The sequence below is a fragment of the Nonomuraea turcica genome, from assembly GCF_030718205.1.
GTDB lineage: Bacteria > Actinomycetota > Actinomycetes > Streptosporangiales > Streptosporangiaceae > Nonomuraea.
Map to the genome: position 1 here is coordinate 348130 of NZ_JAUZQF010000008.1, position 24549 is coordinate 372678.

Below are 24549 nucleotides of genomic sequence, written 5' to 3' on the forward strand. Positions count from 1 at the left end.
GGCGAGGACAGTTGACCTCGTTCTCCTCCGGTCTCATCGTGGGCGGGATGGTGTCGGGAACGGTGGTGGGAGCCCTCGGCGGCCTCGTCTCAGTGGTGCCTGCCGCAGGCAGGGTATGGGCGCTCATCGCGCTCATCAGTGTGATCATGGTGTTCGAGTTCGCGGGGCGGCCGCTGCAACTGCCGCAGAACCGCCGGCTCGTGCCGCAGGACGTCATCCCGCGCCGTGACTTCGAGGGCCCGTTCCAATTCGGGTTCGAGATGGGCACCGGGGTCCGCACGTTCACCCCGACGGCGCTGCCGCACGCGCTGGTCCTCACCGTCGTACTGATCGGCGGAGTCCTCCCCGGCGTGCTCGCCGGGCTGGGGTTCGGCCTCGGCCGGGTGCTGATGCCGCTCGCCCGCTCGGTCAGTGGCGACCCTCAGCAATGGGACCGGGTGCTGCTGCGCCGGATGGCCTGGATCGGCCGGTTCTGCGCCGCGGGCTTCGTCCTGCCTCTGATCGTCATCCTGGGAGAAGGATGGCTCTGATCGCCGACGTGGCGCTGGCGGGAGCCCTCCTGCTGGTCGTGGCCGGGGTACGGCACCTCAGGCACGGCATCGGAGTGATCACGTCGCACGCCCTGCTGCCCGGGTGGCTGGCCCGCCAGGGCAGCAGGGTGGAGCCCGTCGTCGGACTGTCGCTGGCGGCCGCCTGGCTTAGCGGAGCGCACCCCGCCGTCCGGGCCGCGGGCGCGCTGGCCGCGGTATGGCACCTGCTGCTCGTGGGCTACCTGGTCGTGGTGTGGCGGACCCGGGGGCGGGTGCCCTGCGGGTGTCTCGACGACACGAGCAGGGTGTCCGGGGTGAAGGTGGGCATGGGCCTGCTGTGGGCCATGGCGAGCGCGGCCCTGGCCGCCGGGCTCGCCCCGCCGCCGGCGGACCTCGTTCCCCGGTCGGCCCACCTGCTGCCCGCGGCGTTCGTCGCGGGGCTGGCGGTGGTGGCCGGTCTGGTCGTGGATCTCCTGGGAACCTCTCGGGCCCCTCAGGAGTACATGCATCGGAAAGGGGACACATGAGACGGATCTGGTTGATCGTCATGTTGGTGGCCGGGTGTGGCGCGACGCCGGGTGGACAGGCGCCACCACCGGACGTGCTCCTGGATCCGGGCAGGCTGCCCGGAGGCTGGAGTGAGGTGAGGACCTCGGAAGGCACCTGGGCGGACCTGGAGGACGATCTCGTGCCCTGCGGGCAGGAGAAGATCGTTTCCGGGGACTCGGACGTGCGGGTCCGGGTGTTCCGGTCTTCCGGCGGGGCGTCGGTGTCCCAGCTGGTGGTGTCCGGTGTGGACGGCATGGACACGTTCAAGCGGTTCTATGCCGAGTGCGGGACCGTGAGGGACGTGGAGAGCGCGCCCGGCCCTCGGTACGAGGCCCGGCACGCGGGCGAGCTGGAGATCGCCGTGTTCGGCGGGAACCGGTTCGCGGTCGTCAGCGGGCCCGAGTCGGTCGGCGAACTCCCGGAGATCGCCGAGATCGCCCGGCTGGCCCTCAATCATCCACTACAAGCAGCGACGAAGTCCGACAGGAGTTCTCCCTTCTCCTGACGGCCCTGGCCATCAGCGGCCAGCCGACGTCAAGCACCGAATCTCGCGAAGTGCGCTGGGTACCGCGGAGTGCTTGGGGCTGCTCAGGCCACGTCGGAGCGTGTCCTGTGAAGTTCACCTGGGTGTCGTCGCTATCGAGGGCGATGTTGAGGGTGGCGTCCAGGGCCTCGGCCAGCTTGGCGAGGAGGGGCAGTGTGGGCACGGTGTCGGAGCCTTCGATCCGGGCGGATCTCGCGACGGGCTTCGGCTACGTCCTCCGGCTCGGTGAAACTCCCGGACTCCGTCGCCCAGGTGGCGGGCGTAGGGCTCGCCGAGCGCAGCGGCGTGTTCCGGGAGCAGCCCCACATATTCGTCTGGAGCACGTGATCTCCCCCGCCTCCGTGGACGCCGCCTGGCCGAACCAGTTAACTGACCCCTCAGCCTCCGAGGTCGCGGCGCAACAACTCGGGCGCTTCGACCAGCGACGGACCATACCAGGTCAACAGCCGCCCGCTGACCAGAGCGCATGTGCGGCCGGGGAAACACTCCGGGCCGTCCGTCGCCGAGAACGCGTAGGGCTCGTCGGGCAGGACCACCAGGTCGGGCCGGCGCCCCACCAGCTCGGGGAGCGGGATCTTGGGGTAACGCTCGGCGTGGCCGACATACAGATTGTCGACGCCGAGGTGCTTCAGCACGTCCCCGGTGAAGGTGGCGCGACCGACGACCATCCACGGCCGGCGCCAGATCGGGATGATCGCCGTCCTCCTCGGGCCGTCCCACGTGGCCGTCCGCCACGCCGCCTCCGCCGCGTCCAGCCAGGCCGGGCGGTTGGTACGGCATGCGTACGTGAACATCCGATCCAGCGAAACGAAGGCCTCCTCCAGGGTCTCGATCTTGGTGACCCAGACCGCGATCCCCGCCGCACGCAGGGCATCGAGGTCGGCCAGGCGGTTCTCCTCGGCGTTGGCCAGGACCACGTCGGGCCGGAGCTTCCTGATCGCTTCCAGGTCGGGATTCTTGGTGCCCTTGACCCTGGCCACGTCGAGGTCGGCCGGGTGCGAGCACCAGTCGGTCGCTCCCACCAACGCCTCCGGCACGGTCGCCGCCACGGACTCGGTCAGCGACGGCACCAGGGACACGATCCGCCGCACCGTCTCCGGAACGGCCACCGCCATACCGAGGTCATCCATATCCACACCCTAGATCTATGGATAAGTGCGGCCTGATGTCGGTATAGATCCGTAGAATCACCCGAAAGATCGTTACCACGTGATCGGGGGGATGCGGTGGAGCGAGAGTCACGCGGCTTCGATCCGGACACGCCCAACGTTGCCCGGCTCTATGACTACTTTCTCGGGGGCAAGGACCACTTCCCTGTGGACAGGGAGGCGGCGGAGCGGATCTTGAGAGTGGCGCCGGAAGTGCGGGCCGCCGCCCGCGCGAACCGGGCGTTCCTCACCCGCGCCGTGCGTCACCTCGCCGCGGCCGGGGTGCGGCAGTTCCTCGACATCGGCACGGGGCTGCCGCGGCGGGAGAACGTGCACCAGATCGCCGGCGGCGGCTCCCAGGTCGTCTACGCCGACGTGGACCCGGTGGTCATGGTGCACGCGCGGGCGTTGCTGGCCGGTCAGGGCGGCACGACAGTGGTCCAGGGCGACCTCCGCAAGCCCGGCGACATCCTGGACGATCCCGAGGTCGCGCGGGCGATCGACTTCGGCCGTCCCGTGGGTGTGCTGCTGGCGGCGGTCATGCATTTCGTCACCGACTCCGAGCGGCCGCAGGAGATCATCGCGACCCTGCGCCAGGCCGTGGCGCCCGGCAGCTACCTCGTCCTGTCCCACGGCACCAGCGACGCCCGCGCCGCCGCCGTGAGCACGGCGACCGCGGTCTACCGGACGGCCAGCGCGCCGCTCACGCTGCGTGGCAGGAAGCGGATCATGGAGCTCTTCGACGGGTTCGAGCTGGTGGACCCGGGCCTGGTCTGGTTGCCCGAGTGGCATCCCGAGCCGGGCGACACCGTCGACTTCACCGACGGACCTGAGTCGTCACTGATCCTGTGCGGCGTGGGCCGGAAGGGCTGAGGCGTGGAGGTCGGGCTGGCGGTGCCGCAGTACGGCAGGTTCGCCGCACTGTGCAGCGTGCTCGACGTGGCGCGGGCGGCCGAGGAGATGGGGTTCGCCGGGCTGTGGGCAGGCGACCGGCTGATGACGCCGCTGCGGCCGAGGGACCGCTATCCGGGCGGAGACGGCATCCCGGAGGCGCATCGGGTGTTCCTGGACCCGTTCGCGGTGTTGTCGGTGGCCGCCTCGGCCACCTCCACCATGCGGCTGGGCACCAGCGCGCTGAACGCCTGCTGGTATCCGCCGCCCGTCCTGGCCCGCTCCCTCGCCACGATCGACCACCTCAGCGGCGGCCGGCTCGCCGCCGGCCTCGGGCTCGGCTGGTCCTCCGACGAGTACGCCGCCAACGGCGTGCCGTGGAAAGACCGGGGGAAGCGGTACGAGGCCACCCTGGACGCACTGGAGGCGATCTGGGGCACGGACCCGGTCTCGTTCGAGCACGAGTTGTGGACGATCGTGCCCAGCCACATCGAGCCCAAGCCGGCCCACCGCCTGCCGCTCTACCTGGCCGGTTTCTCCGAGCCCGCGCTACGCCGCATCGGCCGCCGGGCCGACGGCTGGCTGACCGGCCCGCTGCCCATCTCCATGCTCACGGCAATGTGGCGGACGGTGTGCGTGAGTGCCGAGCAGGCCGGCCGCGACCCAGGGACGCTGCGCATGGTCATGCGCTGCAACCCCGTCGTGACCGATCAGGGCCGCCCGCCGAGGAGCGGCACCGTGGCCGAGCTCGCGGCCTATCTGGCCACCGCGGCGGAGGCCGGGGTCCACGAGCTGATCCTGGACCTCCAGCTCACCGCCACGAGCGACCAGCACCTGCTGGAGCTGGCCGCGGACATCAGATCCCGCCTGTGAGGCCTACTTGAGTGCGCTGACTGCGGCCTCCCGCGAGGCCTACTTGAGTGCGCTCAGCGCACCCTCGTAGTCGGGCTCCTGCGCGATCTCCGGCACCAGCTCGGAGTAGATCACCTTGTTGTCGCCGTCGAGCACCACGACCGCCCGCGCGGCCAGCCCCGCCATCGGCCCGGACTCCAGCGCCACGCCGTAGTTGGTCAGGAACTCGCGGCCCCGCATGAGCGACAACATGGTCACGTTGTCGAGCCCCTCCGCGCCGCAGAACCGCTTCTGCGCGAACGGCAGGTCGGCGGACACGCAGAGCACCTCGACGCCGGGGTGCTCGGCGGCCACCTGGTTGAAGCGCCGCACCGAGGCCGCGCAGACGCCGGTGTCGACGCTCGGGAAGATGTTGAGCACCTTGGTCGCCTGGCCGAAGTCCTCCAGGGAGCGCTCCGCCAGATCGTTGCCCACCAGGCGGAACGCGGGCGCGCTGTCGCCAGCCTGCGGGAAGGTGCCGCCCACGGTGATGGGATTGCCCCTGAGGGTGACGTCGGACATGAAAGCCTCCTCGTTAGCGATGTGCTCGACCCGGATCCTATCCAGGGCAGGATCACGCCCAGTCGTTGCGGGCCGCGTGCCAGCCGAGCTGGGCGCGCGTTCGCACCCCCGCCAGGTCCATCAGCGCCCGCAGCCGCCGCTGGAGCGTGCGCAGCGACAGGTCCAGCTGTCCCGCCACCGCCTCGTCGGTCAGCCCCGACAGCAGCAGCCCGAGGATCTTCCTGTCCAGCTCGGTGACCGAGGACTCCCGCTGCTCGTCGATCGCTCCCGCGGCGTCCAGGAGCAAGGGGTACGCCTGCTGCCACACCGCGTCGAACAGGGCTTCCACGGCGGCCAGCAGCCCACTGCGGTGCAGGAGCACTGCGGCGGGCTCCCCGCCGGGCTCGGTGGTCAGCGGCACCAGGGCGAGCTCGCTGTCGGCCATCATCAGCTTGATGGGCAGCTTGTCCGTCACTCTGACCTGCACGCCCCTGCGCAGGGAGTCGATCGTCTCGGCCACCGCCCCGGGGCCGGCCATGACCTCGCGCTCCACCACGACGAGATACTCCACCCCGCGATCCACGGCCTGGTTCTCGGCCGGGTTGGCCCCCGGGGGCACCGCCACGAAGGGCGCGGTGGAGAACGAGCGCACCCGCTTCCTCGCCGCCGCCTGGATCTGCAGGAAGCGCTGCCGTACCGCCTCCACGCCCGTCACCACCTCGATGAGGTCGCCGACGGCGCGGTCGGTGGCGGCCATCCGGTGCTGTTCGGCAAGCGCCGCGATGGCCAGCTCCGCCGTCCGGAGCTCCTCCCTGCGTGCCGTCAGCAGGCCGCCGAGCGCGACCGCGGGTGGTGCGGCGACGTACTGGAGGGACGGGTCCGGCAAGCGCGAGACCAGGCCCCGGCCGATCAGCGTGACGACGTCCTTCTCCACGGAGGCGAGCGGCCGGTCGAGAGCGGCCGCGAGGTCGGGCAGGGCGCGCGGCCCGTCGATGAGGAAGCGGTAGACCGCGTCCTCGCCCACGGTGAGGCCCAGCGCCTCGAGCACGCTTTCCGTCTCCCTCTGCTCGCCGGAAACGCCCATCAGTATGGGAGAGAAGGTAGGGCCGAAGGCGACAAATGCCCCTTCGGCCCCGAATCGTGACTGCACGGTTATTTAGCTCACGACCGCCCGGATGATCTCCTGGCTCACCGTGTTGCCCTTGGTGTCCGCCGCGGTGGCCTTGAGCGACAGCGAGCCGCCCTTCACGACAGTGGCCCACCCGCCCGCGCCGTCCGGCACGAGCTTGGCCGGCTGCCAGGAGGCGCCGTCGTCGTAGGAGACTGACAGCGTGGCCTTCGTGGCCTTGCTCGCTCCGTCCAGCCACTCCTGCGTGGTCGCCGACAAGCCGATCTTGACGAGCGGTCCGGCCGCCTTGACGTCGTAGTCCAGCTGCATCATGGGGATGTCGGTGCGGTAGTCGCTGCCGGCCGGAGGCTTGGCCGACACGAAGCCCCACTCGGTGTGGGTGCGCGTGGACGTGCGCCAGCGCTGCGCGTCCCGGTTCACGTCGAGCGTGACACGGTAGGGCGCCGCCTCGTCGGGCAGGGCGGTCCAGACCGTCAGCGCACGACCCTTCGACTGCTTGATCAGCTTGTCACCCTGGTAGAGCGCGATCGACATGGTGGCGTACTCGTCCCCGCCGCCACCCGAGTGCCCGGGCGTGCCGTCGCTCAGCGGTGGGATGTTGAGCTGCATCCCGCCGTCGTCCTCGCGGAACGGCCCCCAGTACTCCGTGCCCAGCCTGGGCCGCACCACGGGCGCGAACCATTCGTGCGTGACCCTCTGCTCCGGCCGGTAGACCTGAGGCTGCTGGCGCATCTCCCAGTCGTCGTCCCCGCCGATGAAGTGGGTCTCGTACCAGCGGTAGCCGCTGCCGGTCGTCACCCATTCGGTGCGCTCGGCGGGGAAGTACTCGCGCTCCCTGAACCCGATGGCCGGGCCCCAGCCATCCTGGAGATTGTAGCGGAAGCCGCCGCCCTCCTGGCCGGTGGTGGCGCCGTGGTAGACGCCGCGTACCTGTGCCAGGTGTCGCGGGCGGTAGGTCAGCTCCCGGTCGGGGACGCCGCCCTTGTGCAGGTCCACCAGGTCGTACAGGTAGGACGCGTAGCGCTTCTGCGTGACCTCGACCGTCTTGCCCGCCAGCCCGGCGGCGCTGTCGCGCGGGATCAGCACGACCGGGATGGGGAGCTCCTCGCCGTACCACTCGTAGAGGAGTCCCGGCTGGTCGTTCGCGACGACCAGCAGCTTGGCGCCTGCGGCGATCGCCTGCTGGGCCCGCTCCTCGGGGCTCACCTCGGCGCTGCGCGTGACGATGACGGCCTTGCCCTTGGCGTCGACGCCCGCGTAGTCCTGAGCCGCGCCCTTTCCGGCGGCGACCGTCGTGAGCGTCGTGCGGCCGTCGGTGAGCGTGCCGCCGCCCTGCACGGTCGTGATCAGCGAGTCGATGGTCAGCGAGGGCTCGCCCATTCGCCAGCGGGTCAGGTAGTCGAACGAGCCCTTGGTCACCTTCTCGGTCGGGGAGACGTACACGCTCTCGTACCAGATGGGCAGGATGTAGCCGAGCCTGACCGGCCTCATGTCGGGGATGGTCCTGAGGAAGTCGAGCTGCATCTGCCGACGCTCGCCGATCTTGGGGGTGGTGACGCTGGTCCGCCTGGCCCGGCTCGCGTCGAGCGCGACCTCCGTGTCCCGGTCGAGCGTGATCTCCGGGTCGGTGAGCAGCGCCATGCCGCGCGTGTCGGCCCGCTCGCCCGCCACCTCCAGCAGCGAGTACGCCGTGTACGTGGAGGGCGGCAGGCGCAGCGTGCGCTCCCCGTCCACCGCGTAGGCCACCATGCTGCCGTCGAATCCGGCCAGCACGATGTGTCCTGAGGCGGGCCTGCCGCCCCTGTCACGCAGCTTGAGCGTCAGGTCATACAGCTCGCGCTCCTTGGCCGCGCCGAACGACGTGCGGACGACGGTCTGCCCCGAGGTGGCGGTCACCAGGCCGGAGACATTCGTGCCGGGGTCGAGCTTCGCCGGGTCGATGGTGAGCGTGGCCTCGGCGGTGCCGTGCGCGGGGACGGTGAGCTTCGCCGGGGACAGGCCGGCCGCGTCGGAGCCGGTGACGGCCAGGTCGAGGGTGATCTCGGAGTCGCCGTCGTTGCGGTAGGCGATCGTTCTGGCTGTCTTGGGGTCCTCGGCGGCGTGCGGCCAGTCGTAGAAGGCGGTGGGCAGCGAGCCTGTCGCGGTGACCGCCGCGCCGAGGGCCGCGGCCACGTCGAGCCGCCCGGTCCCCTGCTCGAACGGCGTGTACGGCAGCGCCTTCGCCGAGCTCATCAGGGCGTCCTTGACCTGCTGCCCGGTCCAGTCCGGATGCCGCTGGGCCAGGATGGCCGCCGCGCCCGCGACGTGCGGGGTGGCCATGGAGGTGCCGTCCAGCTGCCAGTACGGCCCGCTCGCCTCGTCGTTGTACGACGAGTGCGCCGCGTTGATCCCCACGCCGGGAGCCGAGATATCCGGCTTGAGCCCGTACGTCCGGTCCAGCGGCCCCATGCTGGAGAAGGCGGCCCGTTCGTCTGCCTTGTCCACCGCGCCCACGGTCAGCGCCGAGGCCGCGGAGCCGGGCGCGCCGATCGTGCCCGCGCCGTAGCTGTTGCCCGCCGCGATCACGAACAGCGTGCCGTGCTGCTTCGACAGGTTGTCCACCGCCTGGGCCATCGGGTCGGCGCCGCCGTCGGGCACGTCACTGCCCAGGCTCATGCTGACGACCTTCGCCCGGGCCGCGGCCCACTCCATGCCCGCGATGATCCACGAGTCCTGGCCATAGCCGTTGTCCGCGAGCACCTTGCCGATGAGCAGGTCCGCACCGGGGGCGACGCCCTTGTTCGCGCCGGCCGAGGCGGCGCCGGTGCCCGCGACCGTGGAGGCGACGTGGGTGCCGTGGCCGTTGACGTCCTTGACCTCCTCGCCGGGCACGAAGCTGGCGGACTCCGTGATGCGGCCCTGGAGATCGGGATGGGTGCCGTCAACGCCGGTGTCGAGCACGGCGACCTTGACGCCCTTGCCGTCGTAGCCGGCGGCCCATGCCTGCGGGGCGCCGACCTGCGGCACGCTCTCCTTCAGCGAGACCCTGGCCTTGCCGTCGAGCCAGACCTTGGCAATGCCGCCCGATCTGGCCGCGGGGGCGGCGATCGTGTTCCAGAACGGGCGCGGATCGGCTCCGACCTGAAGCGCCGCGCCCTTGACGCTGGGCAGCGGCCTGACGACCTCGGCGCCGGTCATCGAGCGGGGCGTGGGGCCCGAGTAGGTGACGATCATCGGCGGCGTGCCCTGGTAGCCCATGGCCGCCAGGCCCGCGATGTCGAACAACCGCCGGTCGAGCCGCTCGGCCGCGATCAGCGGCACGGCCTCGTCGGGCAGCACGTAGACCTTCCCGTCGGTCTGGAGGACCTGGACGCCGCCCTGCGCGCCGTCCGGCCGGTCCACGGTGACGGTGTCCCGGTCGCCCGGGCCGTCCACGTAATGGACCCGGTCGCCGGTGATGAGGGTGATCTCCGTCTCTTGGGGCGCGGGCTCCCGGGGTGTCGGCTCCCGGGAGTCCGCGTGCGCGGCCGTCGGTGCGGCTAACGCCGTCGCCGCGAGCGCCGCGGCGGCCAGCGTTCTGGCGGGGAAATTGAGGGGCATGCGGTGGATTCCACTCCTCCCGCCATGCCCCGGGGAAGGTCATTCACGTGGCGGGAACCCGCCCTGGCGGGAGCCCGTCAGACGTTGCGGCGGTACTGGCCTCCCGCTTCGAACAGGGCGTCGGTGATCTGACCGAGCGAGCAGTGGCGGGCGGCCTCCATCAGCACCTCGAACGCGTTGCCTTCCGACATCGCCACCTCGCGCAGCCGTGCCAGCTGTGCGGGGGTCTCCGAGAGGTTGCGCTCGTGGAAGGCCTGGAGCCGGTCGAGCTGCGAGCGCTTCTCCTCCTCGGTGCCCCTGGCCAGCTCCAGCGTGTGCGGCGCCGGTTCGTCGAGCTCCTTCGTGAACGTGTTCACGCCGATGATCGGCAGCGAGCCGTCGTGCTTGCGCATCTCGTACAGCATGGACTCGTCCTGGATCTTGCCGCGCTGGTAGCCGGTCTCCATCGCGCCCAGCACGCCGCCCCGGTCCGACAGGCGCTCGAACTCGGCGAGCACCGCCTCCTCCACCAGGTCCGTCAGCTCCTCGATGATGAACGAGCCCTGCAGCGGGTTCTCGTTCCTGGCCAGGCCCCATTCGCGGTTGATGATGAGCTGGATCGCCATGGCACGGCGGACCGAGTCGGCCGACGGGGTGGTGACGGCCTCGTCGAAGGCGTTGGTGTGCAGGCTGTTGCAGTTGTCGTAGATGGCGATCAGGGCCTGCAGGGTGGTGCGGATGTCGTTGAAGTTCATTTCCTGGGCGTGCAGGGACCGGCCCGAGGTCTGGATGTGGTACTTCAGCTTCTGCGAGCGCTCGGCGGCGCCGTAGCGCTCCCGCATGGCCACCGCCCAGATGCGGCGGGCCACCCGGCCGAGCACGCTGTACTCGGGGTCCATGCCGTTGGAGAAGAAGAACGACAGGTTCGGCGCGAAGTCGTCGATGTTCATGCCGCGGGCCAGATACGCCTCCACGTACGTGAACCCGTTGGCCAGGGTGAAGGCGAGCTGGCTGATCGGGTTCGCGCCGGCCTCGGCGATGTGGTAGCCGGAGATCGAGACCGAGTAGAAGTTACGCACGCCGTTCTGGATGAACCACTCCTGGATGTCGGCCATCATCCGCAGGCTGAACTCGGTGGAGAAGATGCAGGTGTTCTGGCCCTGGTCCTCCTTGAGGATGTCGGCCTGGACGGTGCCGCGGACGGTGGCCAGCGTGCGGGCCCGGAGCTCCGCGGCCTCCTCAGGCGTGGGCTCCCGGCCGTCGTGCTCGCCGCGGAAACGATCGAGTGCCTGGTCGATGGCGGTGTTGAGGTAGAAGGCCAGGATCGTGGGCGCGGGGCCGTTGATCGTCATGGACACCGACGTGTTGGGCGCCGACAGATCGAACCCGTCGTAGAGCACCTTCATGTCGTCGAGGGTTGCAATGGAGACACCCGAGGTGCCGACTTTTCCGTAAATGTCGGGACGGGGGTCGGGGTCGTGGCCGTACAACGTCACCGAGTCGAACGCCGTCGACAGCCGAGTCGCGGGCTGGCCCCGCGACAGCAGCTTGAAGCGGCGGTTGGTGCGGAACGGGTCGCCCTCGCCCGCGAACATCCTGGTCGGATCCTCGTCCTCACGCTTGAACGGGAACACGCCGGCCGTGAACGGGAACGTTCCTGGAAGGTTCTCGCCCCGCAGGAAACGCAGCAGGTCGCCGTGGTCGGTATAGCGGGGCAGGGCCACGCGGGGCACGCGGTTGCCCGAAAGCGTTTCGCGCCAGAGCGGGGTGTGGATCTCGCGGTCGCGTACCTTCACGACCAGCTCGTCGGCGGTGTAGCGCTCCTTGACGGCCGGCCAGGTGTCGATCAGGGTGCGGCTCTCGTCGGTGAGCTCGCGGTCGGCTTGGGCGTGCAGATCCTTGAGCCGGTCGTCGTTCATGAGCTGCTGGACGGCGGCCAGCTGCTGGCGACGGCGCGCCACCTCCGCCTGGGCCAGGGTCTCGGCGTGGTACGCGCGGACGGCCTCGGCGATCTCGGCCAGGTAGCGGGACCTGGCGGGCGGCACGATCGCCGCAGAGACCTGGGAGGTGCGCCCGGACACCTGCGGCAGCAGGCCGGGGCCCGCGTCCTCCAGCAGGAGACCCTTGAGGTGGTGGTAGAGGGCCGTGACGCCGGCGTCGTTGTAGCGGGCGGCGATGGTGCCGAAGACGGGCATGTCCTCGGGCCGGGCGCCGAACGCCTCGCGGTTGCGTACGAGCTGGCGGCGCACGTCGCGCAGGGCGTCCTCCGCGCCGCGGCGCTCGTACTTGTTGATCACGACGGCCTCGGCGAAGTCCAGCATGTCGATCTTCTCGAGCTGGGAGGCCGCGCCGAACTCGGGGGTCATCACGTAAATGGGCACGTCCACGTGGGGAACGATGCCGGCGTCACCCTGGCCGATGCCCGGCGTCTCGACGATCACGAGGTCGTAGCCGGCCGCCCGGCAGGCGTTGATCACCTCGTCGAGGCAGGCGGGCACCTCGTTGGCGGCGCCCCTGGTGGCGAGGGAGCGGAAGTAGACCTGGGGGCCCAGGCTGTTCATGCGGATGCGGTCGCCGAGCAGCGCCCCGCCGCCGCGCCTGCGGGTGGGGTCGATGGCGATGACGGCGATGCGCAGCTTGTCGTCGTTGTCGACGCGGAACCTGCGGACGAGCTCGTCGGTGAGCGAGGACTTGCCCGACCCGCCCGTGCCCGTGATGCCCAGCACCGGCGCGCGCTTGTCCGCCGTCAGCCCTTCGATCGCCCGGCCGCTCTCGATGAGCGTGATCGCCCGGGCCAGCGCCGCCTGGTCGCCGGCGACCACCGCCTCCGCCGCGGGCGGGTCGCCCAGCTCGACGTCGCAGTCCTCGATCAGCTTGTTGATCATGCCGGGCAGGCCGTACCGCTGGCCGTCCTCGGGCGAGAAGATGCGGGTGACGCCGCGCTCGTGCAGCAGCTCGATCTCCTCGGGCACGATCACGCCCCCGCCGCCGCCATAGACCTTCACGTGCCCCGCGCCGCGCTCACGCAGCAGCTCCACCAGATAGGTGAAGAACTCGACGTGCCCGCCCTGGTAGGAGCTGATCGCCACACCCTGGACGTCCTCCTGGATGGCGGCCGTGACGATCTCCTCGACCGAGCGGTTGTGCCCGAGGTGGATCACCTCGGCGCCCTGCGACTGGAGAATGCGCCGCATGATGTTGATCGCCGCGTCGTGCCCGTCGAACAGGGCCGCGGCGGTCACGAAACGGACGGGGTGTACCGGGACGTGCACGCCTGATCACTCCTTCGTGAGGGCTCTCTCTTCGAAGATACTAGGACGTCCTACTATTTCCCAAGGACGTCCGGGGTAGGGGACCCGCCGAGGGGGTGACGCCGGATGCGTGCACTGACGTTTGCGCCAGGCCACAAGGGAACGCTCGACGTGCGAGACGTGCCCGATCCCGAGCCCGGCAAGGGCGAGTTGCTCGTCCAAGGGCTCGCGCTGGGCATCTGCGGGACCGACCGGGAGCTGGCGGATGCCGAGTACGGCTGGCCGCCGCCGGGCGAGGAGCGAATGATCATCGGGCACGAGTCGCTCGGCCGGGTGCTGGAAGTGCCGGAAGGGTCCGCGTTCTCCCCCGGCGACCTGGTGGTCGGCGTCGTACGCCGGCCCGATCCCGTGCCGTGCGGGGCATGCCGGCGCGGCGAGTTCGACATGTGCCGCAACGGCCGCTACACCGAGCGCGGCATCAAGGAGATCGACGGGTACGCCAGCGAGCTCTGGACCATCGAGGCCGCGTACGCGGTGCGCCTGGACCCGTCGCTAGAGCGCGTCGGCATGCTGATGGAGCCGGCGTCGATCGTGGCCAAGGCGTGGGAGCAGATCGAGCGGATCGGCTCTCGAACCTGGTTCGAACCACGCACGCTGCTCGTGACCGGGGCGGGGCCGATCGGGCTGCTGGCCGCGCTGATAGGGCAGCAGCGGGGGCTCGAGGTGCACGTGCTCGACCGGGCTCCGGAAGGGCTCAAGTCGCAGCTGGTGAACGATCTGGGCGGGACGTACCACTCGGCGGCGTCGCTGGCGGCGTTCGCCTCTGACAAACCGGACATCATCATCGAGTGCACCGGGGTGGGGCAGCTCGTCATGGACGCCATGATCACCACGGCCCCGGCGGGCATCCTCTGCTTGTGCGGCCTCTCGCCCGGCGGCCGTACGCACCGGGTGGACGCCGGTGTCATCAACCGGGACATCGTGCTGGAGAACGACGTGGTCTTCGGCACCGTCAACGCCAACCAGCGGCACTACAGGGATGCGGCCGCGGCGCTGGCCAAGGCGGATCCTGGCTGGTTGGAGCGGCTCATCACGCGGCGGGTGCCGCTGGAGCACGCCCTGGACGCCTTCGAGCCCGGAGGAGACGACGTCAAGGTCGTCATCGACCTCGCTTCGTAGCCCGGCGACGCTCCCAGCGCCTCCCCGTGTAAGACCCCAGCCGGGTGGCCTAGGTGGGGTCGTAGGGCTTGCGCCGGGTGGGGGTGGAGTGCCGGGTGGCCGCATGGCCCGAGCCGGCCGTGACGCGGGCTTTGGTGGATCGGCCAGGTTGGGGGGACTGCGTGGTGGCGGCGCGTGTCTTGGCGGCGCCCGCCAGCGCCTTCGACGCTCCCACCGAAGCCTTCTCGCGAGGCTTGTCCTCATCAGGCAGAGAGAGCATGCCGTGGGACGAGGGGCGGGTCGCCGGCTTCTCCGTGCGCCGGCCGGTTGGCGCGTTCCATGGCCGGAGCCAGGTGAGGCGGCGGTGCGTGCCGCGGCGGCGGCCGGTGACGCGTAAGGAGAGCACGATGGTCATGAGCACCATGGCGGCCAGCAGCGCGGGCGGCGTGCCTAACACATCCAGTGGCGAACCCGGCCCGGGTTCGGCCCGCGGCGTCGAGATGAAGGGCCGCTCCGTGGTGCGGATCTCGTCGGGTCTCTCGGCGGCAGCGGCCTTGACCAGCCGCGGCACGCCGTACCCGACCACCTTGTCGGTCTCCCGGGTCTTGCGCTTGAGCCAGACGCGGTCGACGTTGGCCTCGATCGTGTGGATCTTCTTGCCCTCGACGCGCTCCACGACCCCGACGTGGTCGATGCCCTTGTAACTCTTGCCGCCGCGCCAGTCGAAGAAGACAAGGGCGCCGGGCTCGGGCTGCTGCGTCCAGGCGCCCTGCTTGATGAACCAGGCGGCATGCGACGGCGTCCAGGCGAACCCGCCGACATATTGGGTCAGGCCCGCCTTGTCGGCCGCCCAGGCCAGGAACATGTCACACCACGGCGCATTGCGGTACTGGGTGTCTTGGACGCGATCCGCGTACCACTGGCCGAACTTGGTGAACTGGCCGCCTTTCTCCTTATAGCCGAGTTCCTGCCGTACCGTTTCCAGCAGCTCGTCAGCGATCGGGTCCAGGGTGACTCCTCCCAGAAAACCGGCAAATCACGATGGACTGTAATAGCGCCGTCAAGAAATTGCGCAGCTGACCGGGAAAGTGTCTTGAAATGAGTTGAAATATCGGCTAAGTGACTGATGAGACAGCTGGGACTATCGACGACTCACGTTAGGAGCCGGCGCCAACGCGATAGACGGACACGTCCCCCGCGCCCGGCGCGACCACGTCGGCCACGATCACGGTGACGTTGTCGGGCGACCCGCCTTCGTTGGCCAGATCGATCAGCCGCTGGACGGCCGCCGCCGGGTCTGCCACCGTGGTCAGCACCTCGTGCAGGACCTCGGGCCCGAGGACCGTCGTCAGCCCGTCGGAGCAGAGGAGGTAGCGATCATCAGGCTCGGCCTCGCGCAGCGCCATGTCAGGCTCGGCCCTGCCCTCGCTGCCCAGCACCCGCAACACCATCGAACGCCGGGGATGCACGGCGGCTTGATCCTCCGTGATCCGCCCTTCGTCCACCATCGACTGCACCAGTGTGTGATCCTTGGTCATCTGGTAGAGAGCACCATCACGCAACAGGTATCCGCGGGAGTCACCAAGATGAGCCAGGGCGAACCGGTAGCCGTCCCACAACATGGCGGTCACCGTGGTCCCCATCCCCCGGCGCGCGGGGTCGATGTCGGCCAGCTCGACCAACCGGCGCCCAGCCTCCTGCACGGCGCCCTCCAGCGCCACCTCCAGGTCGGCGCCGGTCTCGGGAAGCGTGGCATCCAGCTCGCGCATGACGGAGATGGCGGCCGAGCTCGCCAGCTCGCCGGCCGCGTGCCCGCCCATTCCGTCGGCCACCACGAGCAACCGGCCGCTCGCATAGCCGGAATCCTCGTTCTGCTCCCTGCGGCGGCCCACGTCTGATCCGGCGGCATAGCGGATGTTGTGCTTCATACCTTGCAGTAAATCATTGGTTGAAAGACTTCACAAGCAGATGCGCTGAAGACTCTTGTGAACTACTGTGGGCTCCATGAGCCACGACCCGACCGTCAACGCCGGGGACATCGCCCGGCTCGCCGGTGTCGGGCGGGCCGCGGTGAGCAACTGGCGCCGCCGCCACGACGACTTTCCCCAGCCCATCGGCGGCACCGCCAACCAGCCGCTGTTCTCACTGCGCCAGGTCGAGTCCTGGCTGCGCCGCTATGGGAAGTCCTACCAGGTCTCACTGGGAGATCGGGTGTGGCAACGCCTGAAAGCCACCGGCGATTTGCGGCTGGGCGAGTTGGTGGCCCAGGCAGGAGCCCTGCTGACCGGTCATCAAGGAGCCCTCGGCGACGGCCCGGCGCAGGTTGGGGGCGCCCCTCAGGAGTCCGGTGGTGATCCGGCGCAGGCCGGCACCGGGCCGCGGCCGGCCGGTGTCAAGGGGGACCTGGATCCCGAGTCGGCCGGGCTCGTGATGGAGCTGGCCGACCGGCACGACCCGCTGACCGCGTACGAGTTCCTGTGCGAGCGTTACCTCGAGTCCCACTCCCGGCAGCTCTCGGTCACCCGCGAGGACGTGGCCGAGCTGATGGTCCGGCTCGTGCACGCGGAGGGCTCGACGGTCCTCGACCCCGCCTGCGGGGTCGGCACGCTGCTGCTGACCCCCGCCGACCCGGCGCGCGTGCTGGGACAGGAGCTCAGCGAGACCTCGGCCGCCATCGCCGCCTCCAGGCTCAGGCTGCGCGGCATCGACGCCGAGATCGTGGCCGGCGACGCGATGCGCCACGACGGCTTCGCCGGTGAGCGGGCCGACGCGGTGGTGTGCGACCCGCCGTTCAATGAGCGGGCCTGGGGCTACGAGGAGCTGACCGGCGACCCGCGCTGGGAGTACGGACTGCCGCCACGCGGCGAGCCCGAGCTGGCCTGGGTGCAACACTGCCTCACGCACGTCAAGCCCGGCGGCCTGGTCGCCATCCTGATGCCCCCGGCCGCCGCGAGCCGCAAGGCCGGCCGCCGCATCCGCGCCAACCTGCTGCGCGCCGGCGCGTTGCGTGCCGTCGTGGCGCTGCCGGGCTCGGACCTGTGGCTGCTGCGCCGTCCGGCCGCGGGCGAGCGGCCGCCGTCCGAAGTGCTCATCCTCGACGCCACCGCCGACCTCGGGAGCGTGGAGCCGGCCTGGCAGGCTTACCTGGAGGACCGTTCCGACCAGACCGTGCGCATCATCGACCTGCTGGCCGACGAGGTCGACATGACCCCGGCCCGGCACCAGCGCCGCGACGACGTCGGCCGGGCCTTCGCCGAGGCACGTGACCGCTTCCTCGCGGCTGCCGCCGTGCCGCCCGACCTGAAGGTCCTGGAGCAGCCGCTGGACCAGCCCGCCACGACGCTGGGCGACCTGATCAAGGAGGGCCTGGTGACCACGTCGCAGGCCCCGCCCAAGATGACCGCCGACGGCGGCGACGTCCCGGTCCTCACCGCGGACGACGTGCTCAACGGCACGCCGCCGTCCGGCTCCACGACCACGCAGCAGGGCCTGATCACGATCCGCCCCGGCGACGTGGTGGCCTCCTACTCCAGCGTGCGTGTGATGGCCGACGGCGGCGCGGTGCTGGGCGCACACCTGACGCTCTACCGGGTGGACTCCCGCCGGCTGGATCCGGACTTCCTGGCCGGCTACCTGCGGGCTGCCGGCGGCCGGGCCACGACCGGCTCCAGCAGGTTCGACGTGCGCCGCACTCGCCTGCCGCGGCTGTCGCTCAAGGAGCAGAAGGCGTACGGCGAGGCCTTCCGCCAGCTCGCCGTGCTCGAAGACGCCATCCGCGAGACCTCGACGCTGGGGCAGACGCTGATCAGACTGGGTCTCGACGGCCTGGCCGACGGCCACCTGCACCCGCAGTCCTAACGGTGTAGTTTTTCCCGAAAGGCTGCGGGGAGGGGCGAATGGTCATCGGCGACCGATATGAGCTCGACGACCTCCCTCTAGGTCAAGGCGGCATGGGTGCCGTCTACGCCGGCCACGACCGCCACCTGGACCGCCGGGTGGCGGTGAAGCTGCTCAGGCTGCCCGGCGGCCCTGATCACGAGCTGGAGAGCCGGTTCATCCGTGAGGCCCGCATCCTGGCCAGGCTGGAGCATCCCGGCGCGCCCGTGCTTTACGACTTCGGCACCCACGAGCAGCGGCTCTACCAGGTGATGCAGTTCATCGAGGGTGTGACGGTGGCCGACGTGGTCAGCGAGCACGGCCCGCTGCCCGTGCCGTGGGCGGCCGCCATCGCGGCCCAGGCGTGCGCGGTGCTCTCGGCGGCGCACGCCCTGGCGATCTGCCATCGCGACCTCAAGCCGACGAACCTCATGCTCTGCCCGGACGGCAGCGTGAAGGTGCTGGACTTCGGCCTGGCCATGCTGCGGGACGCGGACGTCACCACGTTCACCAGGATCGGGCAGATCCTCGGGACGCCGGCGTACATGGCGCCCGAGCAGATCCAGCACGGCGTCGCCGAGCCGCGCAGCGACCTCTACTCGCTCGGCTGCGTCCTGCACGAGATGCTGACGGGCCACCAGTTGTTCACCGGTCCCACCGACTACGTGGTCTTCGAGAAGCAGGTCAAGGAGCGCCCGCCGGCCGTTCCCGGCATTCCCGCCGAGCTGAGCACGCTGCTGGCGCAACTGCTGGAGAAGCAGCCGGACGACCGGCCCGCGGACGCGAACGAGCTGTACCAGCGGCTCGACCCGTTCGCCGTCGAGCTGCCTATGCTGCCCGGCTTCTTGACCAAGGCGCCGAGCCCCGGCCGCATGTACGCCCGCATGGCGGGCCGCGCCCTCAGCGGCTGAACCACGCCGCGCGTTCCTCGACGCATGCCTGGGACCCAGGCGTGAACACGCTCTCTCACGTAACACCGATCGTTATCTAACTCCCTTGACAGAGGTGTGTGCGTGCTACGAATCTCTTGAGAGAGCGCTCTCTCACCTAGAAACCTCAGACTCCTGCACAGGAGGGTTCCATGACCCCTCGGATCCGGCTCGCCGTGCCCCTGCTCGCCGCCGCCCTGCTCACGGCCGCGTGCGGCGGCGGAGGGAACACCGCCACCCAGACGAGCTCCAAGCCGGGAGAGAAGATCAAGCTGACCGTCGGCCTCTTCGGCGACTTCGGCTTCAAGCCGCTCTATGAGGAGTACAAGAAGACCCACCCCAACATCGAGATCGTCGAGAACGTCACCCAGTTCAACGATCACCACACCAACCTGGTCAAGCGGCTGGCCACGAACGCGGGCGCGGGGGACGTCGAGGCGGTCGAGGTCGGCTACATCAGCACGTTCACGGCGCAGCCCGGCAAGTTCGTCGATCTCCAGCAGTACGGGCTCGACCAGCGCAAGGCCGACTACCTGGACTGGAAGTGGCAGCAGGGCCTGAGCAAGGACGGCACGCAGGTACTCGGACTCGGCACCGACGTCGGCGGACTGGCCATGTGCTACCGCAAGGACCTGTTCGACAAGGCCGGGCTGCCGACGGACCGGACCGAGGTGGCGGCGCTCTGGCCGACGTGGGAGCAGTACATCGCGACCGGCAAGAAGTTCGCGGCGGCCGACGTGGCCGGCGCGAAGTTCGTGGACTCCCCCGGTGAGATCTTCCGCGCCATGGTCAACCAGGCCCCGATCGGCCTGTACGACGCCCAGGACAACATCATCGTGGCCTCCAACCCTGACGTGAAGAAGGCCTGGGACCTGTCCAACCAGCTCACCCAGGAGGGCCTGACCGCCAAGCTCGCGGCCTTCTCACCGCCGTGGAACACCGGCTTCGCCAAGGGCTCGTTCGCCACGATCATCTGCCCGGCCTGGATGACCGGCTTCATCCAGGAGCAGGCCAAGGACGCCTCCGGCAAGTGGGACATCGCGACCGTGCCCGGCGGCTCGGGCAACAGCGGCGGCTCGCACCTGATGGTGCCCAAGCAGAGCAAGCACCCGAAGGAGGCGGCCGAGCTGATCAACTTCCTGACCTCCAAGGAGAACCAGGCCAAGGTGTTCAAGGAGGAAGGAACGTTCCCGTCCATCCCGGCCCTGTACGACGACCCGTCGATCCAGAACTTCACCAAGCCGTTCTTCGGCGACGCCCCCATCGGCAAGATCTACTCCGAGGCCGCCAAGGCGCTCAAGCCGCAGCACCTCGGTCCCAAGGAAGGCGACGTCCGCGTGGCCATCGGCAACGGGCTCGGCCGCGTCGAGCAGGGCAAGCAGACCCCCGACGAGGCGTGGGCGCAGGTGCTCGAGGACGTCAAGAAGATCAAATGAGCACCCTTCCCCTCGCTCTCACGCGACGGCGTAGGCGCAGCGTGCGGCGCACCCTCGACGTGAGGGTGTCGCCGTACGCCTACGTGGCGCCGTTCTTCCTGCTGTTCTGCGCCTTCGGGCTGTTCCCGCTGGTCTACACGGCCTGGGTGAGTCTGCACGAGTGGACGCTACTGTCGGAGACGCAGGAGTTCGTCGGGCTGGGCAACTTCTCGACTCTGCTGGCCGACGCGTACTTCTGGAACGCCACCTTCAACACGCTGTCCATCGGCGTGCTGTCGACCGTGCCGCAGCTGGCGCTGGCCATCTGGCTGGCGCACCTGCTCAACCGGCGGCTGCGCTTCCAGACGTTGTTCCGCGTGTCGTTGCTGCTGCCGAACGTCACCAGCGTCGTGGCAGTCGTGGTGATCTTCAGCCAGCTGTTCGGTCGCGACTTCGGAATGATCAACTGGGTGCTGTCGTGGTTCGGCGTCGGGAACATCGACTGGGCGGCGGGCACCGCGACCTCGCACCTCGCCCTGTCCGTGATGATCATGTGGCGCTGGACCGGCTACAACGCGCTGATCTTCCTGGCCGCCATGCAGGCCGTCCCGCGCGAGCTGTACGAGGCCGCCACGCTGGACGGCGCGAGCACCTTCAAGCAGCTGCGCAGCATCACGATCCCGATGATCCGGCCGACGATCGTCTTCGTCGTCATCGTCTCCACGATCGGCGCCATGCAGATCATCGCCGAGCCCATGTTGTTCGGGCAGAGCAGCGGCGGCGGGGGCGGCATCGCCACCGGCGGCCCCGACCGGCAGTTCCAGACCCTCGCGTTGTTCGTCTACGAGCAGGGCTTCGCGAACTCGACGTTCGACTTCGGCTACGCCTCGGCCGCCTCGTGGCTGATGTTCCTGGCCGTGGTGGTCGTCGCCGGGATCAACTTCCTGATCACCCGCCGGGTGAGGGGCGGGCTGGTATGAGGTTGCGTTATCTGACCCTGACCGCTGTGGCGTTCTTCTCGGCCTTCCCGCTGTACTACAGCGTCGTGGTGGCCTCCAGGCACAACTCGGCACTGGCTCAGGTGCCGCCGCCGCTGATCCCCGGCGGGAACTTCTTCGCCAACGTCTCCCGTGTCTTCGACACCGTCCCGTTCGGCCTCGCGCTGGTCAACTCCGTCATCGTGGCGGGGTCGATCTCGATCGCCGTGATGTTCTTCTCGACGCTGGCGGGGTTCGCCTTCGCCAAGCTGACGTTCAGGGGCAGGAACATCATGCTGGTGATCACGGTCGCCACCATGATGGTCCCGGCGCAGCTCGGCATCATCCCGCTGTACATGCTCATGGTGAAGCTGGAGTGGACCGGCACCAACTACGCGTTGATCGTGCCCGCGCTGGTCAACGCGTTCGGCGTGTTCTTCATGACGCAGTACCTGTCGCGCGCGCTGCCCACCGAGCTGCTGGAGGCCGGGCGGGTGGACGGATGCTCGACGTGGGGACTCTTCTGGCACGTTGTGTTGCCCGCCGCGCGGCCGGCGGCGGCGGTGCTCGGCATGCTGACGTTCATGTCGGCCTGGAACGACTACTTCTGGCCGCTGGTCGTGCTGAACCCGGACAACCCTACGGTCCAGGTGGCCTTGTCGACGCTGGCCAGCGGGTACGTCAACGACTACGTGCTGGGGCTGGCCGGCACCGCGATCGGGACCCTCCCGCTCGTGGCCGTCTTCGCCCTGTTCGGCAAGCACATCATCGGCGGAATCATGCAAGGAGCGGTAAAGGGATGATCTTTCCCGAGGACTTCGTCTGGGGAGCCGCGACGGCCTCCTATCAGATCGAGGGGGCGGTCAAGGAGGACGGGCGGGGCCAGTCGATCTGGGACACCTTCTCCCACACCCCCGGGAACGTGGCCGACGGCGACACGGGTGACGTGGCGTGCGACCACTACCACCGCTACAAGGACGACATCGGGCTGATGCGCGAGCTGCGGCTGGCCGCCTACCGGTTCTCGATCGCGTGGCCGCGCATCCAGCCCGACGGTGCGGGGTCGATCAACCCGCGCGGGTTGGCGTTCTACGACAAGCTCGTCGATGAGCTGCTTGCCGCAGAGATTACGCCCTATGTCACGCTTTATCACTGGGATCTTCCTCAAGCCCTCGAAGACCGCGGTGGTTGGACAAATCGGGATACGGCCTATCGGTTCGCCGACTATGCCTCGGCCGTGCACGACCGGCTCGGCGACCGCGTCCGCGACTGGGCCACGCTGAACGAGCCGTGGGTCGCGGCGTACCTCGGCTACGGCAACGGCGTGCACGCACCGGGGCGCCGCGACCCGGCCGACGCCCTGCGCTCGGCGCACCACCTGCTGCTCGGCCACGGGCTCGCCGCGCGCCGACTGCGCCCCGGCAGCGTCATGCTGGTGGTCAATTCCGCGCCGGTGCTGACGCCCGCCCAGGTCAACGACCCTTCCGCGGTGCCGAGCGAGGCGGACGCGGCCGCGGTCCACCGCATCCACGCACTGCTGACCAGGCAGTTCCTGGACCCGGCCGTGCACGGCACGTACCCGCCTGAGGTCCTGGAGGCGGCGGCGTGCAACGGTGGCACCGGCCACATCCTGGACGGCGACCTGGCGCTCATCAACGCGCCGATCGACCTGATCGGCATCAACTACTACAACCCGTGCGTCGTCGAGTCCGGGCCCGGCCTGCCCGCCGACGCGGCCTGGCCCGGCTCTGAGGGCCTGCGCTTCGCCGCCGCGGACGCGCCGACGACCGCCATGGGCTGGCCGATCGTCCCCGACGGCCTGTCCCGGCTGCTGGTCCGGCTTTCCCGGGACTATCCCCAGGTCGGCCTCATGGTCACCGAGAACGGCGCGGCCTTCGACGACGTCGTGGAGGACGGGCGGGTGCACGACGCGGACCGGCTGGCGTACCTGGACGGGCACCTGCGCGAGGTGTGGCGGGCCATCGAGGCGGGCGCGCATCTACGCGGCTATCTGGTCTGGTCGCTGCTGGACAACTTCGAGTGGGCCGAGGGGTACCGGCGGCGGTTCGGCATCGTGCACGTGGACTACGCGACGCAGACCAGGGTGCTCAAGGACAGCGCTCTGTGGTACCGCGACGTCATAGGCAGGAACGGCCTGTAGATTTTTCATGTGAATCCCCTCATGAGACGCCCGACCCTGGAGGCGGTCGCCGCCCGGGCGGGGGTCTCGCGTGCCACCGCCTCCCGCGTGGTCAACGGGCAGACGACGGTGGCGCCGGACATCCGCGACGCGGTGCTGCGCGCGATCGACGAGCTGGGCTACGTGCCCAACTCGGCCGCGCGCAGCCTGGTCACCCAGCGCACCGACTCCATCGCGCTGGTCATCAGCGAGCCCGGCACCAGGGTCTTCTCCGACGACCCGTGGTTCTCCATGGCGATCAGGTCGGCGTCGGTGGAGCTGGAGGAGGCCAACAAGCAGGTCGTGCTGATGCTGGCGTCCAACGCCAGGAGCCATGCCCGGGTGGAGCGCTACATCGCGGGCGGGCACGTGGACGGGGTCATGCTGATCTCCATGCACGGCGCCGACCCGCTGCCGTCGGCGCTGTCGCGCCTGCGCGTCCCCGTCGTCTCCTACGGGCGGCCCGCCGTCCCCGTGAACATCCCCTACGTCGACAACGACAACCTGGGCGGCGCGGAGGCGGGCGTCAGGCACCTGGTGGAGCAGGGGCGGCGCAGGATCGCGACGATCGCGGGGCCCCAGGACATGATCGCCGGCCAGGACCGGCTGGCCGGCTACCGCAACGTGCTGCGCGACTCCGACCTCCGCTCGATCGTGGCGGTCGGCGACTTCACCCGCGAGTCGGGCGCGGTCGCGATGCGCCAGTTGCTCGGCGACGACCCGTCGCTGGACGCCGTCTTCGCGGCCAACGACCTGATGGCGGTCGGCGCCCTGCAGTCGTTGCGCCAGGCGGGCCGCCGGGTGCCCGACGACGTGGCCGTGGTGGGCTTCGACGACATCGAGGCGGCGAAATACACCGAGCCGCCGCTGACGACGCTCAGGCACCCGGTGATCGAGCAGGCGGCGGCCATGGTCCGGCTGCTGCTCGGCCTGTTCGAGGACGGTCCTGCGGACCCGGTGATCCTGCCGACGGAGCTGGTGATCCGCGAGTCGGCTTGACTCATTGACAAATCCGGCTGTTGA

At 69.9% G+C, this 24549-nt stretch carries 20 protein-coding genes; 13 read left to right on the forward strand and 7 right to left on the reverse strand.

Translation table 11 applies throughout. The features are described from left to right. Positions 1-11: 11 nt before the first annotated feature. Genes Q9G87_RS22800 through Q9G87_RS22810 form a run of 3 tightly spaced genes read left to right on the forward strand, consistent with a single transcriptional unit; the run spans position 12 to position 1584 of the window. Positions 12-530, forward strand: a complete 519-nt coding sequence (locus Q9G87_RS22800) for a hypothetical protein (protein ID WP_305918448.1) — start codon at positions 12-14, stop codon at positions 528-530. Beyond that, on the forward strand, positions 521-1057 hold the full coding sequence (locus Q9G87_RS22805) for a MauE/DoxX family redox-associated membrane protein (RefSeq protein ID WP_305918449.1): 537 nt from the start codon (positions 521-523) through the stop codon (positions 1055-1057). Before Q9G87_RS22800 ends, Q9G87_RS22805 begins: the two co-directional genes overlap by 10 nt. Continuing rightward, a complete protein-coding gene (locus Q9G87_RS22810) occupies positions 1054-1584 on the forward strand; it encodes a hypothetical protein (RefSeq protein WP_305918450.1) in 531 nt (176 codons plus the stop codon). The genes Q9G87_RS22805 and Q9G87_RS22810 overlap by 4 nt, the downstream gene beginning before the upstream one ends. Positions 1585-2000: 416 nt before the next feature. Here Q9G87_RS22810 and Q9G87_RS22820 read toward each other — a convergent pair whose 3' ends face one another. Continuing rightward, positions 2001-2753, reverse strand: a complete 753-nt coding sequence (locus Q9G87_RS22820; RefSeq protein WP_305918451.1) for a helical backbone metal receptor — start codon at positions 2751-2753, stop codon at positions 2001-2003. Positions 2754-2849: 96 nt separating this feature from the next. Between Q9G87_RS22820 and Q9G87_RS22825 the strand changes: the two genes are divergently transcribed. Together Q9G87_RS22825 and Q9G87_RS22830 are read left to right on the forward strand one after the other, a co-directional pair. Further along, positions 2850-3644, forward strand: coding sequence for an SAM-dependent methyltransferase (locus tag Q9G87_RS22825; protein ID WP_305918452.1), 795 nt, complete (start codon positions 2850-2852; stop codon positions 3642-3644). 3 nt (positions 3645-3647) lie between these two features. Further along, positions 3648-4535, forward strand: coding sequence for a TIGR03619 family F420-dependent LLM class oxidoreductase (locus tag Q9G87_RS22830; protein ID WP_305918453.1), 888 nt, complete (start codon positions 3648-3650; stop codon positions 4533-4535). Between the two features lie 39 nt (positions 4536-4574). Here the strand turns inward: Q9G87_RS22830 and tpx are convergent, their stop codons facing one another. From tpx to icmF, 4 genes are all read right to left on the reverse strand, one after another. Further along, positions 4575-5075 carry a thiol peroxidase gene (gene tpx / locus Q9G87_RS22835; protein ID WP_305918454.1) on the reverse strand — a complete coding sequence of 167 codons (501 nt, stop codon included), beginning with the start codon at positions 5073-5075 and terminating at the stop codon, positions 4575-4577. Between the two features lie 52 nt (positions 5076-5127). Further along, complete coding sequence (locus Q9G87_RS22840) at positions 5128-6138, reverse strand: hypothetical protein (RefSeq protein ID WP_305918455.1); 1011 nt, start codon at positions 6136-6138, stop codon at positions 5128-5130. 72 nt (positions 6139-6210) lie between these two features. Continuing rightward, positions 6211-9762: a S8 family peptidase gene (locus tag Q9G87_RS22845; RefSeq protein ID WP_305918456.1), complete on the reverse strand. Its 3552-nt coding sequence runs from the start codon at positions 9760-9762 to the stop codon at positions 6211-6213. A gap of 77 nt (positions 9763-9839) precedes the next feature. Beyond that, positions 9840-13013: a fused isobutyryl-CoA mutase/GTPase IcmF gene (gene icmF / locus Q9G87_RS22850; protein ID WP_305918457.1), complete on the reverse strand. Its 3174-nt coding sequence runs from the start codon at positions 13011-13013 to the stop codon at positions 9840-9842. A 105-nt stretch (positions 13014-13118) separates the two neighbouring features. Here icmF and Q9G87_RS22855 point away from each other — a divergent pair, with 105 nt between their 5' ends. Next, positions 13119-14171 carry a glucose 1-dehydrogenase gene (locus Q9G87_RS22855; RefSeq protein ID WP_305918458.1) on the forward strand — a complete coding sequence of 351 codons (1053 nt, stop codon included), beginning with the start codon at positions 13119-13121 and terminating at the stop codon, positions 14169-14171. A gap of 49 nt (positions 14172-14220) precedes the next feature. Here the strand turns inward: Q9G87_RS22855 and Q9G87_RS22860 are convergent, their stop codons facing one another. After that, positions 14221-15174, reverse strand: a complete 954-nt coding sequence (locus tag Q9G87_RS22860; protein WP_371825810.1) for a CHAP domain-containing protein — start codon at positions 15172-15174, stop codon at positions 14221-14223. Positions 15175-15307: 133 nt separating this feature from the next. After that, complete coding sequence (locus Q9G87_RS22865; RefSeq protein WP_305918459.1) at positions 15308-16078, reverse strand: PP2C family protein-serine/threonine phosphatase; 771 nt, start codon at positions 16076-16078, stop codon at positions 15308-15310. Between the two features lie 76 nt (positions 16079-16154). On the opposite strand from Q9G87_RS22865, the gene Q9G87_RS22870 reads away from it, so the two are divergent. The 7 genes from Q9G87_RS22870 (at position 16155) to Q9G87_RS22900 (ending at position 24525) form a co-directional block, all read left to right on the forward strand. Then, positions 16155-18008, forward strand: a complete 1854-nt coding sequence (locus Q9G87_RS22870) for an N-6 DNA methylase (protein WP_305918460.1) — start codon at positions 16155-16157, stop codon at positions 18006-18008. A 38-nt stretch (positions 18009-18046) separates the two neighbouring features. After that, positions 18047-18937 (forward strand): serine/threonine-protein kinase, encoded by an 891-nt coding sequence (locus tag Q9G87_RS22875; protein ID WP_305918461.1) that lies wholly within the window; start codon positions 18047-18049, stop codon positions 18935-18937. A gap of 170 nt (positions 18938-19107) precedes the next feature. Continuing rightward, the gene (locus Q9G87_RS22880) at positions 19108-20391 is read left to right on the forward strand and encodes an ABC transporter substrate-binding protein (protein ID WP_305918462.1); all 1284 of its coding nucleotides are present in this window, start codon (positions 19108-19110) and stop codon (positions 20389-20391) included. After that, positions 20388-21350 (forward strand): carbohydrate ABC transporter permease, encoded by a 963-nt coding sequence (locus Q9G87_RS22885; RefSeq protein WP_305918463.1) that lies wholly within the window; start codon positions 20388-20390, stop codon positions 21348-21350. The genes Q9G87_RS22880 and Q9G87_RS22885 overlap by 4 nt, the downstream gene beginning before the upstream one ends. Continuing rightward, positions 21347-22150: a carbohydrate ABC transporter permease gene (locus Q9G87_RS22890; protein WP_305918464.1), complete on the forward strand. Its 804-nt coding sequence runs from the start codon at positions 21347-21349 to the stop codon at positions 22148-22150. The genes Q9G87_RS22885 and Q9G87_RS22890 overlap by 4 nt, the downstream gene beginning before the upstream one ends. Then, on the forward strand, positions 22147-23508 hold the full coding sequence (locus Q9G87_RS22895) for a GH1 family beta-glucosidase (protein ID WP_305918465.1): 1362 nt from the start codon (positions 22147-22149) through the stop codon (positions 23506-23508). The genes Q9G87_RS22890 and Q9G87_RS22895 overlap by 4 nt, the downstream gene beginning before the upstream one ends. A 21-nt stretch (positions 23509-23529) precedes the next feature. Further along, complete coding sequence (locus Q9G87_RS22900; RefSeq protein ID WP_305918466.1) at positions 23530-24525, forward strand: LacI family DNA-binding transcriptional regulator; 996 nt, start codon at positions 23530-23532, stop codon at positions 24523-24525. The last annotated feature ends 24 nt before the right edge of the window (positions 24526-24549 follow it).

Excerpts from the sequence above, each read along its gene's own strand:
- Q9G87_RS22805 (WP_305918449.1), top strand. The coding sequence starts at position 521 with ATGGCTCTGATCGCCGACGTGGCGCTGGCGGGAGCCCTCCTGCTGGTC.
- Q9G87_RS22810 (WP_305918450.1), top strand. The coding sequence starts at position 1,054 with ATGAGACGGATCTGGTTGATCGTCATGTTGGTGGCCGGGTGTGGCGCG.
- Q9G87_RS22820 (WP_305918451.1), bottom strand. The coding sequence starts at position 2,753 with ATGGATGACCTCGGTATGGCGGTGGCCGTTCCGGAGACGGTGCGGCGG.
- tpx (WP_305918454.1), bottom strand. The coding sequence starts at position 5,075 with ATGTCCGACGTCACCCTCAGGGGCAATCCCATCACCGTGGGCGGCACC.
- Q9G87_RS22840 (WP_305918455.1), bottom strand. The coding sequence starts at position 6,138 with ATGGGCGTTTCCGGCGAGCAGAGGGAGACGGAAAGCGTGCTCGAGGCG.
- Q9G87_RS22845 (WP_305918456.1), bottom strand. The coding sequence starts at position 9,762 with ATGCCCCTCAATTTCCCCGCCAGAACGCTGGCCGCCGCGGCGCTCGCG.
- Q9G87_RS22855 (WP_305918458.1), top strand. The coding sequence starts at position 13,119 with ATGCGTGCACTGACGTTTGCGCCAGGCCACAAGGGAACGCTCGACGTG.
- Q9G87_RS22865 (WP_305918459.1), bottom strand. The coding sequence starts at position 16,078 with ATGAAGCACAACATCCGCTATGCCGCCGGATCAGACGTGGGCCGCCGC.
- Q9G87_RS22870 (WP_305918460.1), top strand. The coding sequence starts at position 16,155 with ATGAGCCACGACCCGACCGTCAACGCCGGGGACATCGCCCGGCTCGCC.
- Q9G87_RS22875 (WP_305918461.1), top strand. The coding sequence starts at position 18,047 with ATGGTCATCGGCGACCGATATGAGCTCGACGACCTCCCTCTAGGTCAA.
- Q9G87_RS22880 (WP_305918462.1), top strand. The coding sequence starts at position 19,108 with ATGACCCCTCGGATCCGGCTCGCCGTGCCCCTGCTCGCCGCCGCCCTG.
- Q9G87_RS22885 (WP_305918463.1), top strand. The coding sequence starts at position 20,388 with ATGAGCACCCTTCCCCTCGCTCTCACGCGACGGCGTAGGCGCAGCGTG.
- Q9G87_RS22890 (WP_305918464.1), top strand. The coding sequence starts at position 21,347 with ATGAGGTTGCGTTATCTGACCCTGACCGCTGTGGCGTTCTTCTCGGCC.
- Q9G87_RS22895 (WP_305918465.1), top strand. The coding sequence starts at position 22,147 with ATGATCTTTCCCGAGGACTTCGTCTGGGGAGCCGCGACGGCCTCCTAT.
- Q9G87_RS22900 (WP_305918466.1), top strand. The coding sequence starts at position 23,530 with ATGAGACGCCCGACCCTGGAGGCGGTCGCCGCCCGGGCGGGGGTCTCG.